The organism is Caballeronia sp. LZ024, assembly GCF_031451455.1.
In the GTDB taxonomy this organism is placed as follows: Bacteria; Pseudomonadota; Gammaproteobacteria; order Burkholderiales; family Burkholderiaceae; genus Caballeronia; species Caballeronia telluris.
The window spans coordinates 116,642-130,964 of sequence record NZ_JARUXL010000002.1; the positions used below are offsets into that span (position 1 = coordinate 116,642).

Annotated in this window: 14 protein-coding genes; 9 read left to right on the plus strand and 5 right to left on the minus strand. The window is 63.7% G+C overall.

Annotated elements, in window-relative coordinates; all coding sequences use genetic code 11:
- The first annotated feature begins 422 nt into the window (after nucleotides 1-422).
- Nucleotides 423-1,496, plus strand: a complete 1,074-nt coding sequence (locus tag QCE48_RS15955; protein ID WP_309784792.1) for a porin — start codon at nucleotides 423-425, stop codon at nucleotides 1,494-1,496.
- 19 nt (nucleotides 1,497-1,515) lie between these two features.
- On the opposite strand, the gene QCE48_RS15960 is transcribed toward QCE48_RS15955, so the two are convergent.
- From QCE48_RS15960 to QCE48_RS15970, 3 genes are all read right to left on the minus strand, one after another.
- On the minus strand, nucleotides 1,516-2,433 hold the full coding sequence (locus QCE48_RS15960) for an IclR family transcriptional regulator (protein WP_309784793.1): 918 nt from the start codon (nucleotides 2,431-2,433) through the stop codon (nucleotides 1,516-1,518).
- Between the two features lie 127 nt (nucleotides 2,434-2,560).
- Nucleotides 2,561-3,067: a cytochrome P460 family protein gene (locus QCE48_RS15965; protein WP_404982600.1), complete on the minus strand. Its 507-nt coding sequence runs from the start codon at nucleotides 3,065-3,067 to the stop codon at nucleotides 2,561-2,563.
- A gap of 110 nt (nucleotides 3,068-3,177) precedes the next feature.
- A complete protein-coding gene (locus QCE48_RS15970; protein ID WP_309784795.1) occupies nucleotides 3,178-3,492 on the minus strand; it encodes a DUF4148 domain-containing protein in 315 nt (104 codons plus the stop codon).
- Nucleotides 3,493-3,977: 485 nt separating this feature from the next.
- Between QCE48_RS15970 and QCE48_RS15975 the strand changes: the two genes are divergently transcribed.
- Entirely contained in the window at nucleotides 3,978-4,199 is a 222-nt protein-coding gene (locus tag QCE48_RS15975) for a CsbD family protein (RefSeq protein WP_309784796.1), read from the plus strand.
- Nucleotides 4,200-4,300: 101 nt separating this feature from the next.
- On the opposite strand, the gene QCE48_RS15980 is transcribed toward QCE48_RS15975, so the two are convergent.
- Nucleotides 4,301-4,519, minus strand: a complete 219-nt coding sequence (locus tag QCE48_RS15980; RefSeq protein WP_309784797.1) for a hypothetical protein — start codon at nucleotides 4,517-4,519, stop codon at nucleotides 4,301-4,303.
- 230 nt (nucleotides 4,520-4,749) lie between these two features.
- On the opposite strand from QCE48_RS15980, the gene QCE48_RS15985 reads away from it, so the two are divergent.
- From QCE48_RS15985 to QCE48_RS16015, 7 genes are read left to right on the plus strand one after another with little or no spacing between them, the layout of a single operon-like run.
- The gene (locus QCE48_RS15985) at nucleotides 4,750-5,247 is read left to right on the plus strand and encodes a low affinity iron permease family protein (protein ID WP_309784798.1); all 498 of its coding nucleotides are present in this window, start codon (nucleotides 4,750-4,752) and stop codon (nucleotides 5,245-5,247) included.
- Between the two features lie 46 nt (nucleotides 5,248-5,293).
- Nucleotides 5,294-6,442 carry a c-type cytochrome gene (locus QCE48_RS15990; RefSeq protein ID WP_309784799.1) on the plus strand — a complete coding sequence of 383 codons (1,149 nt, stop codon included), beginning with the start codon at nucleotides 5,294-5,296 and terminating at the stop codon, nucleotides 6,440-6,442.
- Complete coding sequence (gene ctaD / locus QCE48_RS15995) at nucleotides 6,439-8,388, plus strand: cytochrome c oxidase subunit I (protein WP_309784800.1); 1,950 nt, start codon at nucleotides 6,439-6,441, stop codon at nucleotides 8,386-8,388. The genes QCE48_RS15990 and ctaD overlap by 4 nt, the downstream gene beginning before the upstream one ends.
- Nucleotides 8,385-9,035 (plus strand): cytochrome c oxidase subunit 3, encoded by a 651-nt coding sequence (locus tag QCE48_RS16000; protein WP_309784802.1) that lies wholly within the window; start codon nucleotides 8,385-8,387, stop codon nucleotides 9,033-9,035. The genes ctaD and QCE48_RS16000 overlap by 4 nt, the downstream gene beginning before the upstream one ends.
- 18 nt (nucleotides 9,036-9,053) lie before the next feature.
- Entirely contained in the window at nucleotides 9,054-9,389 is a 336-nt protein-coding gene (locus QCE48_RS16005; RefSeq protein ID WP_309784803.1) for a hypothetical protein, read from the plus strand.
- A complete protein-coding gene (locus QCE48_RS16010) occupies nucleotides 9,368-10,330 on the plus strand; it encodes a cytochrome c oxidase assembly protein (protein ID WP_309784804.1) in 963 nt (320 codons plus the stop codon). The genes QCE48_RS16005 and QCE48_RS16010 overlap by 22 nt, the downstream gene beginning before the upstream one ends.
- A gap of 13 nt (nucleotides 10,331-10,343) precedes the next feature.
- On the plus strand, nucleotides 10,344-11,621 hold the full coding sequence (locus QCE48_RS16015; RefSeq protein ID WP_309784805.1) for a cytochrome c: 1,278 nt from the start codon (nucleotides 10,344-10,346) through the stop codon (nucleotides 11,619-11,621).
- A gap of 12 nt (nucleotides 11,622-11,633) precedes the next feature.
- Here the strand turns inward: QCE48_RS16015 and QCE48_RS16020 are convergent, their stop codons facing one another.
- Entirely contained in the window at nucleotides 11,634-14,318 is a 2,685-nt protein-coding gene (locus tag QCE48_RS16020; RefSeq protein ID WP_309784806.1) for an ATP-binding cassette domain-containing protein, read from the minus strand.
- Nucleotides 14,319-14,323 lie beyond the last annotated feature (5 nt).

Sequence of the window (14,323 nt, forward strand, 5' to 3'; positions counted from 1 at the left end):
TCGACTATGTTCCATCTACGGAACACTAGTTTATGTATGGGCATTATAGGAGTCGTCTCGCCGGAAAAAAATAGAAACTTGCCGGCTAGGTGAAAACACCGACTCCGCTTCTCAAAAATGCCTCGCCGATAGCCGTTCTGTCGCACCGAGAAGGTGCTCTGAGCCATATTCTGTAAGGTTCAGCCGCATATTGCGCGCCCGCTCACGCGTCGTTTTTACTGCTTCCTGGCCGCTCAAAATTTTTATTTTTTCTCGCGTTCCGCCTCACTATACTTTCCATAGGCAGTACATCACACCATATATGGAACATAAAACACGATGTCTGGCGAGCGCGGATGCAGGCGATCCATGCGAGGAGAACGGGGCACTGGAGCGGCGGAGAAGGTCCCGCCGATGTGAAATACAGGCTAGGAGAACAAAGGGTGAAGCACATCATCGCGGCCGGGCTGATCGGAGCCGGCATTGCATCGGGCGCAGCGGCGCAAAGCAGCGTGACGCTGTATGGCAGTCTGGACGCCGGCGTCGCGTACATCAACAACGCGGGCGGCCATCCGAAGTGGATCGAGGAACAGGGCAACATGCAGCCCGATCGCTGGGGCCTCAGGATCGTCGAGGATCTCGGCGGCGGCTACAAAACGGTCGCGCAACTGGAAAACGGCTTCTACACGAACACCGGCAATTTCGCGAAAGCCGGCACGCTGTGGAACCGGCAGGCCTACCTGGGCTTGAGCAAGGACAACGTCGGCACGCTGACGTTCGGGCACCAGACGCCGTTCAGCTTCGACATGCTCGGCCCGCTCTCCACCGCCTATCTCGCGGCAAGCTGGTACGCGTTCCACCCGGGCAATATCGACGCGCTCGCGGATACCGGCGTCGTCCCCTACGACAACTCGGCCAAGTTCCGCTCGGCGAGTTTCGGCGGCTTCACGTTCGGCGCGATGATGGGCCTCGGCAACACGACGGACTTCTCGTTTGGCAAGACGCTCGGCTTCGGCGTGACGTATCAGAACGGTCCGTTCAAGGCGGCGGCGACGTATTCGAACGAGCACAACCGCACGCCTTCGATCGTGACGACCGGCATCACCACGTTTCAGGGCCAGCCCGCCGCGACCTACGTCGCCGACAAGCTGCAGAATATGGGCGCGGGCGTCTCATACGACATCGGCAACGTGACCGTGCACGGGCTTTACACGCGCGTGAAGCTGGAATCGAACGGGTTTTCGAACACGTATCAGACCTACGATGCCGGCGCCACCTACAAGATGATCCCGACGAACTGGATCGCCGGCGGCGCGGCGACGACGACCTTCGACGGCATGCGCTGGACGCAGTTCGAGATCGGCGACATCTACCTGCTCTCGAAGTCGACGCAGCTTTATGTGAACGCGCTGTACGAGCATGGCTCGTCGGGCGCGAAGGGCGCGTTCTTCACGGCGGGAGTATCGAGCACGGCCAATCAGGTGATCGTGCTCGCGGGCATTCACCACTCGTTCTGAGCGGGATGCGTCGACGGCTTCAGCTCGCCGCTGCCGCGTTGCGGCGGGCGAGCGCGGCGGTGGGATCGCTCGCGCCGGGGCGATAGTTGAGGCGCGCCGAGAGTTCGAGCGCTGCGCCGCACACCGTTTCAACGAGCTGGTTTTTTTCGTCTTCCGACGAACTGATCTCCGAGCGCGGCACGGTCACGGTGATCGCCGCCACGATCGCGCCCGTGCGATCCCGCACCGGCGCCGTGACCACCGAAATGCCGCGTTCAAACGATGCTTCGCTCAATCCGAAGCCGAGCGCCGCGCATTCGCGCACGCGTTCGTCGAGTTCTTCGACGCTCGCGGGCGTGCGTTCGGTGAACTGCTCGAGCTTGTGCTCGGGATAGAGCTGGCGTAGCGCGTCGAGCGTCAGATCGCCCATCAGGACGTGGCCGTGAACCGTCGCGTGCGCGGGCAGCCGCGTGCCGACATGCACCTTCACCGAACTGAACATCGGCTCGTGACTTTGCGACTTTGCGACGAACACGACATCGCGCTGATCGCGGATCAGAAGGTGCGTCGTCAGGCCGGTCGCGGCGCGCAGCCGTTCAAGGACGGGCGTGGCGAAATCGGTGAGTTCGAGCGAACTCATGTATTCGAAGCCGAGCCGCAGCACCGCGACGCCGAGCCGGAAATTGCGGTCGCCGTTCACGCGTTCGAGAAAACCGAGCGCTTCGAGCGTTTGAAGCAGACGGAACGTGGTCGTGCGCGGGATGCCGATGCGCTTCGACAACTCGGGCGCGCCGAGAACCGGCTCGCGCGCCGAGAATTCGGCGAGGATGCGCAAGCCGCGCTCGAGTCCCGGTACGAGGTAGGTCGATGACGACGCGCTGGCGTCGTCATCCGATGCTTCGTCGCGCGCGGGGTCCGGCTGGCGCGTCCCCGTTTGCAGCTTGTCTTGCTTTGGCATGGCCTGTCGTCGCTTGAATTTCAATTAGCCGAATCATAGCGCGGCGGGCGGAGCACTACGCCGCAATGCCGGATCGCGGATCGCGGATCGCCGGGTTGATTACGCAGCGGGGCCAGCGCGAGACGCGTCAAGGCGCAAAGTGCGTGAAAACATAATCGCGGTCCTTCACACGCGCCGCGTGACAGGCAAAGCAGGTCTGATGCTGCGCCAGGTCCGCCGGCTGTCCGTCGATGAAACGGCCGAAGCCCCAGCCGCCCGTCGACGCATACCGTCGCGAGTCCTTGACCATGACCTGCACGGTCGTGGGCTTGCCGGGAATCGTCGCCGATTCGAAGTCAGGCGAAGGCTTGCGCTTATACGCGAGCTTTACGAGAACGGTCCCATCGGGAAACGGAAGCGTCGAGCTTTCTATGGCCTTGATCGCGGCCGGATTGCCGAGCACGACACGGAGTTCGTCTAAAGGCGCCGCTTCCTCGGCCGGCGCGATCATCTCCCACTTTCTATAGCCTTCCGGAACGGCCACACCATAGATCGGCGACGTGGGCGGATCGGCGGGCGCCGCAATCGATTTAGCCGCGCCAACCCCTAGCAGTACCGCATAGAAAACGGCATTCATAGTCCGTATGCGTAGCATTGAAGATACTCCGGTTGCGATCACAAGCGGGCGGCGTCGACGATCGCCTAAGCGAACGCTTGCGGCGCTTCTTGCGGCAGACTTCGATAGGGCGTGCCCTCTAAGCAAGTTCAGGGCTTGGCGAAGACCGGACCGAGACCGACGACGTCTGCGTGCGATGCACCCGCGCCCGACACCGAGGTACCGCCGATCGACCCGCCATACGACGCGTCTGCCACGCCCTTCTCGGCATTCAAACGGGCCTCTGCCGCTTCGATGTTGCGCGGGTATTGCGTCTGGTCGCTTGCCGGGTTGTAGCCGGCTTTCTGCAACTCGACAAGTTGCGCCCGGACGTCGGCACGCGTCAGCGCGTGGTTCGATTGCGCAAACGAAAGCGCGGGCACGGCAACGGCTGCTGCGACGATGAGCGATTGGATCAGTTTCATGATGTCGACCTCGATAACGTGTGTAGGAACGTGGATCTGCCAGGATTTGCATTGGCAAGGCCAGATACGCTGGCGTGGAAGTATTTGAACGCCGGAACGTATCTGGGTTATGTCGGGAAAAGCCGCGGATGAATCTCCGTGTAGAAATTCACGCTGTAGGTACATGGCGATACAAAACGGCGGAATTCGATTTGATAGATCGCTCAATCGAATTCATGGTCATCTTCATTCGCCTGTCTTTACCACCGCGAGCGGCACAGGCACATGACATCACGAAGCGCAGGGGACGCACCATTAGACAACCGTTCTTTCACCCTATACGAAAGCTTGCCCGTCTCATACGGCCGTCAGCCTGCGGGCGCGCGGCGCGCGGCCGATGCACATATCGACCCTCCGCTTTGCACCACAGCGATTCGACCAAGGTTGGCACTGTCCTTGCGGGTATCGTAGGGTCTGCAATCCGCAGGCGATTACGGAGAGTCGTCATGAACGAAGACCAGGTCAAGGGCGTTGGAGAGAAGGTAAAAGGCAAGATCAACGAAGGCGTCGGAAAAATGACTGACGACCCCGCTCAGGAAGCCAAGGGCGATGCACAGCAGGTTGCCGGCGAAGCGCGAAAGGAAGTGGGAGACGCCAAGGAAGATTTGAAGGACGCCGCGGACGATGCCGCCGATCGCGCGGACGACACCCCCACCTCGGCACCGTAATTTGACGCCGGGAAAATATGGGCGCCGATTGAAACCGCGTTCTTGCAACCCTTGCAAGAACGCGAGTTCACGTAGTCGCTGAAACAAATCAATTTGAACGTTTATAAACTTTGCCCGTCGAGCCGCGCATCGATGACTTCGCGCAACCGGAACAGCGCCATTTTCAACTTGCCATCGTCCGCTAGCTTCTCGACCACGTGCAGCACTTCCTGCTCAAACGGATCCGGTTTGACGATGTGTTCCGTCTGCTGAATGAGCGCGTCGACTTCTATATAAAACTGGTCAGGGTATGGACCGACGTGACGGTTGATCTGGTTCATGAGGACCGTCCATCGTTCGGCAAGCTGGTTCAACGTTTCCGGGCAGAGCGATTTCACGAGGTCCCCCTTTCACGCGAAAAAGACGTGTAATTCATGAATGTTATACAGGCTCGCTCGTGTACTCGCCAATAGGGACGGACCATATTTCACCGAAGGCTTCGTCCACGAAATGTCGACGTAAGGGAATGCGTATTGCTTGTCGGCTCGTTAAACCATAGAGGAGTCGAGCCGTGCGCAACAATCCGCCCCTGTCCACTGACGAACTCAAGACGGTACCGGACACATCGAGTCCCGCCTATGCTGCGGGCAACCCGCTCACACGCGCCTTCGATGCGTTTGCGAGCGCCGTCACCCGTTGGGCTGGGTCGCCGCTCGCGTTTGCGCTGGCGGTGACGTCGGTCGTTGTCTGGGCCGTCACGGGTCCGTTCTTTCATTACTCCGAGAACTGGCAACTCGTGATCAACACCGGCACGACGATCATCACGTTCGTCATGGTCTTTCTGATCCAGCAAAGCCAGAACAAGGACAGCGTTGCCTTGCATCTAAAGCTCAACGAGCTCATCGCATCGCATCGCGCGGCGAGCGACAAGCTGATCGGTATCGAGGACGCGAGCGAGGAAGAGTTGCGCCGGCTTGCGGCGGCGTATTTGCGCGTAGCGAGCGGCACGACGACAGAGTTCGCGTCGTCCGAAGAATGCAGTCTCTCGCAGGAATCTGAAGAACGTTGAGGAGCAGGCGGTACACAATTTGCTGTCGACGATTTGCACATGATTCGTGAGCCGGCGACGGCTGTCGCTCGGCGATCCGCCTCTCACCTCGTCGAGCTGTCACACGACCATGCCGAAGCGCCCGCCGAATCTCGCCGCGCTGTGCGTTCACCGCAGAAGGCTCGTCGCACGGCGCTGCGCGGCGCCTGTGTTACTACTTGCAGCTTGCCTTGCAGCGACACGCATCGCGCACGCGCAAGTTCAGAGCGCGCTCGCGCCGGCCGGTGTCCAGGCCGCGCATATCCTCGAACTCTGGCGTCTGACGCTCGCCGTCTGCTCGCTCGTCTTCGCCGCGATTCTGCTCGCATGCTTCGTCGCGCTGCTCCGTGCCCCGCGCGCGGACCGCGCAACGCCGCCCGAGCTTCGGAGCATCGAGCACTCCGAGCCGCGCCTCAGACGGCCCGTGATGGTCGCGACTTTCGTTTCGGCGGTGTTGCTCGCAGGACTCGTCATCGCCGATGTGCTCACCGACCGCGCGCTCTCGCGGTTGCCCGTCGCCGACGCGGTGCACATCGAGCTGACCGGACACCAGTGGTGGTGGGAAGCGCGCTATCTCCCGACGGACGGCGCGCCCGCCTTCACGCTTGCGAACGAACTGCATGTTCCGGTCGGGCGGCCGGTGGTCGTATCGCTCGTCGCGGCGGACGTGATCCATACCTTCTGGGCGCCCAGCCTGCACGGCAAGAAAGACATGATCCCCGGTCAGAAGTCCACGATCTCATTTCGCGCCGATCGCGCCGGGACCTATCGCGGCCAGTGCGCCGAGTTCTGCGGCGCCGAACACGCACTGATGGCGTTTCTCGTCGTGGCCGAGCCGCCGGCCGCTTACGACGCCTGGGCGGCACGCCAACGGGCGCTCGCCCTCGCGCCGTCCGGGGAATCCGCCATGCGCGGCCGGGAGCTATTCATGACGGGCGCCTGCGCGCGTTGCCATACGATTTCGGGGACGTCGGCGACGGGCAGGCTCGGCCCGGACCTCTCGCACCTCGCGAGCCGCCGGACACTCGCAGCGGGCACGCTCGTCAACGATCGCGCGACGCTCGCTCGCTGGATCGCCGACCCCGGCGCGCTGAAACCCTCGGCGATGATGCCGCCGACCCATCTCTCCCCTTCCGACCTGGACGCTCTGGTCGCCTATCTCGGCACGCTCGAATGACCGATTCCAACCCACCCGAGGCCGCCCAAAGCGAACGCCTGTTCGACGGGCCTCGCCCGTCCGAGCGCGTATGCGAGGCGCTCGCCGCGACGTGGGGCGATCCGCCCGGCATCATCGGCACGCTGGCCGCGATCAATCACAAGACAATCGCGCGCCGCTTCATCATCACGACGTTCGTCTTCTTCGTCCTGGGCGGCCTGCTCGCGCTCGCGATGCGCATGCAGCTTGCACGCCCCGACGCGCGGCTGATCGGTCCGGGCCTCTACAACCAGCTCTTCACGATGCACGGCACGACGATGATGTTCCTCTTCGCCGTGCCCGTGATGCAAGCAGTCGCGGGATTCCTGATCCCGCTGATGATCGGTACGCGCAGCGTCGCATTTCCGCGCATGAACGCCTACGCGTACTGGATGTTCCTGTTCGGCGGCGTGCTGCTTTTTGCGTCGCTGGCGGCAAACACGGCGCCCGCCGCCGGATGGTTCAGCTACGTACCGCTCGCGGGTCCCGACTACGCAGTCGGCAAGGGCACCGACATCTGGGCGCAGATGATCACCTTCACCGAACTTTCCGGTCTGCTTGAAGCGATCGTCCTCATCGCGACGATCTTCAAGCTGCGCGCGCCGGGCATGTCGCTCAACCGCATGCCGCTCTTCGTCTGGGCGACGCTCGTCACGCAGTTCATGGTGATCTTCGCAATGCCTTCCATCATGCTGTGCAGCACCGCGCTGATCCTCGACCGGCTGGTCGGAACGCACTTTTACAACCCGGCCAAAGGCGGCGACGTGCTGCTCTGGCAGCATCTCTTCTGGTTCTTCGGCCACCCCGAGGTCTATCTGATCTTCATCCCGCCGCTCGGCTTCATCTCGTCGATCATTCCTACCTTCGCGCGGCGTCCCGTGTTCGGCTATCCGGCGATGGTGCTCGCACTGATCGCGACTGCGTTTCTTGCATTCGGTCTCTGGGTGCATCACATGTTCGCGACCAACCTTCCCGAACTTGGCAAGAGCTTCTTCACGGCCGCGAGCCTGATGATCGCGATTCCCTCGGCGATGCAGATCTTTTGCTGGATCGCGACGCTCTGGACCGGGCGTCTTCACTTCAGGACGCCGCTTTACTTCGTGCTCGCGTTTTTCTTCATCCTCGTGCTTGGTGGCTTGACCGGTCTCATGCTCGCGTCCGTGCCGCTCGACCTGCAGGTCCACGATACGTATTTCGTCGTGGCGCACCTGCACTATGTGCTGATCGGCGGCGCGGTGTTTCCGCTCTTCGGCGCGTTCTATTACTGGTTTCCGAAATTCACGGGCCGCATGCTCGGCGAGACACTGGGCCGCTGGAACTTCTGGCTCTTCTTCATCGGCTTCAACATCACGTTCTTTCCGATGCATCTGCTCGGTCTGCAAGGCATGCCGCGCCGCGTGTGGACCTATCCGCACGGAATGGGCTGGGACGGCATGAATTTAATGGCGACGATCGGCGCCTTCACGATCGCGCTAAGCGTGCTGCTCTTTGTCGTGAACGTGGCGATGAGTTGCCGGCGAGGCGCGATGGCGCCAGCCGATCCCTGGGGCGCGGGCACGCTCGAATGGAGCGTGCCGTCGCCGCCGCCGCCGCACAATTTCGACGCGTTGCCGGTCGTTCACGGCCGCGATCCGTTGTGGGAAAGAGGCGCACAGCCAGCGTTCGTCGCGGGACTCGCCGCCGACGCCCGTGAAGTGCTCGCAACGAGCGTGCTCGACGGCGTGCCCGATCACCGGCCGATGTTCCCGTCGCCGTCTGTGTGGCCGTTCGTCAGCGCGGTCGCGACGACCGTGCTTTTCATCGGATCGATCTATACGCCGTGGGCGGTGGTGTGGGCGTCCGTACCCGTCGCTATCGCCATGACCGCGTGGTTCTGGCCGAAGCGCCGCGAGAACGCGCTTGCCGTCGCGCGGGAGCAGAAGCCATGAAGCGCGCCAGCGGATCGTCCACGGCTCGCGTGCATCGCGAGGCCGGCGTCGATGACCGGTTCGTGCTCGATGTGCGCGATCTTCCCACTTATGGCTTCGGCCACCGCAGCCTGATGTGGTGGAGCACGATGGGCCTGATGCTGATCGAAGGGACGGTATTCGCCATCGGCGTGATGATGTACTTCTATCTGCGCAGCGTCGCGCCCGCGTGGCCGATGGCCGCGCAGCGCCCCGATCTGTTCTGGGGCACGCTCAATACGATCGTGCTGATCGCGAGTCTCGTGCCCAATCAGTTTGCCAAGCGCGCAGCGGAGCGCGAGGACCGCAGACGAGCGAGGATCTGGCTCGTCGTGTGCCTCGTGGGCGCGTTGGCGTTTCTCGTCATTCGCGCTTTCGAATTCGCGTCGCTCAACGTGAGCTGGTACACGAACGCTTACGGTTCGGTCGTGTGGCTGCTGCTCGGACTGCACACGACACACCTCATCACCGATACCGTCGATACCGCCGTGCTTGCCGTCCTGCTCTTCACCGGGCCGTTCGAAGGCAAGCGTTTCGTGGATGTCAGCGAGAACGCGCTGTACTGGTACTTCGTCGTTCTGAGCTGGCTGCCGATCTATGCGGTGATCTACTGGACACCGCGCTATTGAACGCGCAGAGGAAAGCCGATGCGAAGCTGGTTAGCCCTGATCGTCGCGCCCTGTGTCGCGCTCGCATGCCTGAGCGTGAACTACCTGCTGGTCTGGACGATGACCTCGCGTTGCCCGGCGGCAAGCGCGGCGCCGCTCAATGGCGTGAGCGCGGGGAGCCTGGCGGTGTGCGTCGCCGCGACGGTCTTCGCGTGGCTGCGCTGGCGCTCGACGCGAAACGACGCGTCCGCAGACAGCCCGGCGCGGCCCGCGCGTGCCGGTTTCGTGGCGGCTGTGGCGACGGGTGTGGGCGTGTTGTCGGCCGCATCGGTAATCGTGATGGCGATACCGCAATGGCTGCTCGCGCCATGCTGATCGCACGCCTCCTCGTGTCGGCGGCGCTCGGATGGCCCGCCGCCGCCGTGGCCCACGTGCTCGCGCCGACGACCTCGCTCGATTCGGGCACGCTTCGTTTCGGCTGGACCTTCGAGCCGTGGGTCGCGGCGCTGATGATCGCGAGTCTCGCGGCCTACCTTGCGGGCTATGCGCGTCTGCGCCGGCGCAGCGCCCGCTCCCGCACGACGCGCGGCGCGCATGCGGCGGCGTTCGTGTCCGGATGGCTGGCGCTCGTTGCAGCGCTCATGTCGCCGCTCGACGCGCTGTCGTCGGCGCTCTTCTCCGCGCACATGCTTCAGCATGAAACGCTGATGCTGGTCGCCGCGCCGCTCTGCGTGATCGGCAGGCCGCTTGCCGTATGGATGTGGGCATTGCCCGTATCGATGCGGCGCGCCGTCGGCCGGGCGATCCGATCGCGATGGATTCGCGGGCCGTGGCGCACGCTCACCGCGCCGCTCGCTGCATGGCTCTTGCACGCGGCGGCGCTCTGGGTCTGGCATGCGCCGATATTCTTTGAAGCAGCGCTCGCGCGTCCCGGAGTTCACACGCTTCAGCACGCGAGCTTTCTCGCAAGCGCCCTGCTCTTCTGGTGGACGGTGTTCGGCAATCCCCTGCGCCGCGAACGGAACGCGCACGCGATGCTCTCGCTCTTCACGACAATGGTTCATACGAGCGCGCTCGGCGCATTGCTGACGCTGTCGCCCGGTCTGTGGTATCCGTCCTACATCGAAAGCACCAGTGCCTTGGGCTTCGATCCCTTGCAGGATCAGCAGTTGGGCGGCCTCGTGATGTGGGTGCCCGGCGGGCTCGCGTATCTCGCGGGCGGACTGGCGGTCGGGATGCGCTGGCTGACGCGACGCGCAACGCCGCGATCGGACATGCCCGCCCTTTCCGTCGATACGTCCATAGGGGACGGCTGACATGCGCCGCGTCATGCTTCGAGCGCTTGGCTGCGTCATCGCGCTCTCGCCCTTCGCCACAATCGCCGCGCCCGACGCGACGGGAGGTACGTCAGCGCAGATCGCACGCGGCGCCTATCTCGCCAAGGCCGCCGATTGCGCCGGCTGCCACACCGCCGCCGATCATGGCGCGCCCTACGCCGGGGGCCTCGGGATGAATTCGCCATTCGGCACGATCGTCAGCACGAACATCACGCCGGACCGCCAGCATGGAATCGGCAACTACAGCTACGAGGACTTTGCCCGCGCGTTGCGCGAAGGCGTCGCGCCGGGCGGAAAGCGGCTCTATCCGGCGATGCCGTATCCGTCGTTCGCAAAGATTACCGATGACGACATGCGCGCGCTCTACGCCTTCATGATGCACGGCGTGCCTCCGGTCAGCACCGATCCGCCGCGCACTCGCGTACCCTTTCCATTCAACCAGCGCTGGGCGCTTGGGATCTGGTGGCGGCTCTTTGCGCCGTCTGCGACGTTTGTGCCACGCGCCGATCGAAACGGTGCGTGGAACCGCGGCGCCTATCTGGTGCAGGCGCTCGGCCACTGCGGCTCGTGCCACACGCCGCGCGGTCTCGCTTATCAGGAGCGCGGTTACGACGAATCGTCGAAGCACTATCTGACCGGCGGACTGAACGACAACTGGTACGCACCTAACCTGCGTGCCGATCCTGGCTCGGGCCTCGGGCGCATCGGCGAGGCGGATATCGCATCGTTCCTCAAGACCGGGCATGGCGGCGGAATGGTCGCTTTCGGCAGCATGGTGCAGACCGTCGAGGACAGCCTCCAGTATCTCGACGATGCGGATCTGCGCGCGGTCGCCACGTATCTGAAGAGCCTGCCGGCGACCGGCGCGGCGGACGGCGCCTGGTCCGCTGCGAGCGGCGCGGCTCCCGCGTTCAAAACCCGCGCGCCCGACACGCCGCCCGCGATGGGCGAAGCCGCCTACGCGTCGTTCTGCGCGCAATGTCACGGGCCGCGCGGTGAAGGCGTTCCGAACGCGTTCCCGGCACTCGCAGGCAATCCGTCGGTCATCAGCGAAGACACGACTTCGCTGATCCGTCTGCTCGTCGAGGGCGGCAACAGTCCCGCGACCAAGCATGGGCCGCCGCGTCAGGCGATGCCCGCCTTCGCCGGACAGTTGACCGACGTGCAGATCGCGCAGGTGCTCACCTACGTGCGCGCGTCGTGGGGCAACGATGCGCGGCCGGTCACGGCGAACGACGTCGCGTCGCTCAGAAACCGGCTGCACAAGTAAGCACGTTGCCGTCTAGTTTTTCACGGCGTGGATCTTCGCTGTCGGCGCGACCTGGCGGATGGCGTCGATCAACGCTTCCGCGGCGACAGGCTTCGTCAGATGCAACTGAAATTCCGCCATACGCGCGCGCGCGCTGTCCTCGGTTTGCACATAGCCTGTCAGCGCGATAACGGGAATCCGCTGATCGGGCGAGACGCGCCGCTCTTCCTCCAGGCGGCGCGCGCGACCCAGCAATTCGTATCCGTTTTCCTCGCCGAGCATGATGTCGACCAGTAACGCGTCAGGCCAACGCGCAGATGGGGTTGCTGCAAGCTGCTCATAGGCTTCGCTCCCGGATGCGGCAAGCTGTACCTGCGCGCCGGCCGCCTGCAGCAAAGCTTCGAGTGCGTCGCGTGTCTGTTCTTCATCGTCGATCGCCATGATCCTCAGCCCTGCAAGCGAACGCTCGCGCGCGGGCAGCCGGGCGAGCTCGTCGGGCAATGAAGGCCCTTCAACGACAAAGGGACTCAGCGGCAACTCCGTGACATACGATAGCTGATTGCCGACGGGACTGAGAGTAAAACTGCCGCCTGCCTCGGCGAGCGCGTCCTCGAAACGCCTGGCCTCTTCCTGCGATAGTTCCGCCGGCGCGCCGCTCGCGCCGAGCACGTTCAGCCACACATGATTCGGCTTGCGCTCCGAGCGCAATTCCACGCGATCGCCGGGCGCGGCGCGCGCGATTTCATAGCGGCACAAATCGGCGATCACCTGTTGCAGCACGGCGGGATCGCCCCAAACCAGCAGGTCGCTCTGCTCAACCACAGTGGAAAAATCGACGCGCTTCTCCGCGATCTCTGCGCGCAATGCTTCGATCACGCCGCTCACGAGCGTGCCAAGCCTCACTGGCTGCGCAGTGAGCTTCCTTTGCGTGTGCGCGAGTTCGCCCTGTTGCCATTGCAGCGACCACATCTTCGCGTAGACGCCGTCGCGCGAAAGGAGCTCGTCGTGCGTGCCCTGTTCGACGACGCGGCCATGTTCCATGACGAGCGTCCAGTCCGCATCGACAACGGTCGACAAGCGATGCGCGATCACGATCGACGTGCGCCCGCGCGCGAGCCGATCAAGCTCGCCCTGAATCGCGCGCTCCGAGCGCGTGTCGAGGGCCGAAGTCGCTTCGTCGAACACGATGATGCGCGGGTCCTTGAGGATCGCGCGCGCGATCGCGATGCGTTGACGCTCGCCGCCCGAGAGCCGCACGCCGCGCTCGCCGACGCGCGTGTCGTAGTGATCCGGAAGACGCTCGATGAAGTCGTCGAGTTGAGCGGCGCGCGCCGCGCGGGCGATGTCGGCACGGGTCGCGCCCGGCCGCCCATACGCGATGTTGTAGCCGATCGTATCGTTGAACAGCACCGTATCCTGCGGCACGATGCCGACCGCTTCGCGCAGGCTTTGCTGCGTGACATGACGCAGATCCTGTCCGTCGATACGGATCGCACCGCCCGTCGGCTGATAAAAGCGAAACAGCAGCTTCACGAGCGTTGACTTTCCCGAGCCGCTGCCGCCGACGATGGCGAGCTTGCGTCCGGCATGCGCGTTGAAGGTGACTTCGCGCACGATCTGCCGCGCCGGCTCATAGCCGAACTCGACGTTCTCGAACTCGATCTCGCCGGCAGAAACGACGAGCGGCCGCGCGCCGGCTTCGTCGATATCTTCGCCGCGGCGGCCGCGCGCCAGCAGAATGTCGAACATGCGCTCGACATTGACGAGGGCATCGTTGGTCTCGCGAAACACGAAGCCAAGCGTATTGAGCGGCATGCAGGCCTGCACGATGTACGCATTCACGAGCACGAGATCGCCGACGCTCATCCCGCCCGCCGCGACATGCTGCGCCGCCAGCAGCATCACCGCTGCGATGCCCGTCGCGACGACCGTGCTCTGACCGACGTGCAGGATCGTCAGCGCGCGTTGATTGGCCGTGCGAGCGCTCACCCATTCGTCCAGGACGGACGACAAGCGCCGTGTCTCCATCGTTTCGGTCGCGAAGTACTTGACCGTTTCATAGTTCAGCAGGCTATCGACAAGACGGCTGTCGGCTTGCGCCTCGATCCGGTTGACCGCGCGCTGGAACTTCATGCGATAGCCCGTCATGAAGAACGTATAGATGCCATACGAGACGAACGTCGCGATGACGATCAGCACGAAGCCGATTGCATAGCCGCTCATCAGGATCGCCATCACCGTGCCGATTTCGATGACCGTCGGCACGATCGTGAACAACGCGACGCCGAGCAGAAAGCCGATGCCGTCCGTGCCTTTTTGCACGTCGCGAACAACGGCGCCCGTCTCGCGCTTTGCATGAAAGCGTGCGCCCATGCTCTGCAAATGCGCGAAGGTTCGCTGCGTGAACGACGCGACCGTGCGTTGTGTGACGACGCTGAACACGACGTCGCGCGCTTCGTTGAGCACGTCTCCGAGCCAGCGCAGGATCGCGTAAGCGAGCACGATGAAAACCGGAAACACCAGTGAGGCCGGCTGGCTCAAGTCGTCGATGATGAGCTTGAGCACGAGCGGTACGCCGACGACGGCGAGCCTCGCGCAGATCATCAACACGACCGCGGCCGTGGTCTGAGCCTTGTAGAGCCAGATGGCTTGCCAGAGATCCAGCGCGATCCGGCGCTTCACCGCAGCACGGTCCGGCGATGCGTGCGCATTCTCCATGGGTG

What these genes read in the sequence shown, in the direction of transcription:
- QCE48_RS16020 (WP_309784806.1), bottom strand. Translation starts at nt 14,318, where the DNA reads ATGGAGAATGCGCACGCATCGCCGGACCGTGCTGCGGTGAAGCGCCGG.
- QCE48_RS15980 (WP_309784797.1), bottom strand. Translation starts at nt 4,519, where the DNA reads ATGAACCAGATCAACCGTCACGTCGGTCCATACCCTGACCAGTTTTAT.
- QCE48_RS16000 (WP_309784802.1), top strand. Translation starts at nt 8,385, where the DNA reads ATGAAGCGCGCCAGCGGATCGTCCACGGCTCGCGTGCATCGCGAGGCC.
- QCE48_RS15975 (WP_309784796.1), top strand. Translation starts at nt 3,978, where the DNA reads ATGAACGAAGACCAGGTCAAGGGCGTTGGAGAGAAGGTAAAAGGCAAG.
- QCE48_RS16015 (WP_309784805.1), top strand. Translation starts at nt 10,344, where the DNA reads ATGCTTCGAGCGCTTGGCTGCGTCATCGCGCTCTCGCCCTTCGCCACA.
- QCE48_RS15960 (WP_309784793.1), bottom strand. Translation starts at nt 2,433, where the DNA reads ATGCCAAAGCAAGACAAGCTGCAAACGGGGACGCGCCAGCCGGACCCC.
- QCE48_RS16005 (WP_309784803.1), top strand. Translation starts at nt 9,054, where the DNA reads ATGCGAAGCTGGTTAGCCCTGATCGTCGCGCCCTGTGTCGCGCTCGCA.
- QCE48_RS15965 (WP_404982600.1), bottom strand. Translation starts at nt 3,067, where the DNA reads ATGCTACGCATACGGACTATGAATGCCGTTTTCTATGCGGTACTGCTA.
- QCE48_RS15970 (WP_309784795.1), bottom strand. Translation starts at nt 3,492, where the DNA reads ATGAAACTGATCCAATCGCTCATCGTCGCAGCAGCCGTTGCCGTGCCC.
- ctaD (WP_309784800.1), top strand. Translation starts at nt 6,439, where the DNA reads ATGACCGATTCCAACCCACCCGAGGCCGCCCAAAGCGAACGCCTGTTC.
- QCE48_RS16010 (WP_309784804.1), top strand. Translation starts at nt 9,368, where the DNA reads ATGGCTGCTCGCGCCATGCTGATCGCACGCCTCCTCGTGTCGGCGGCG.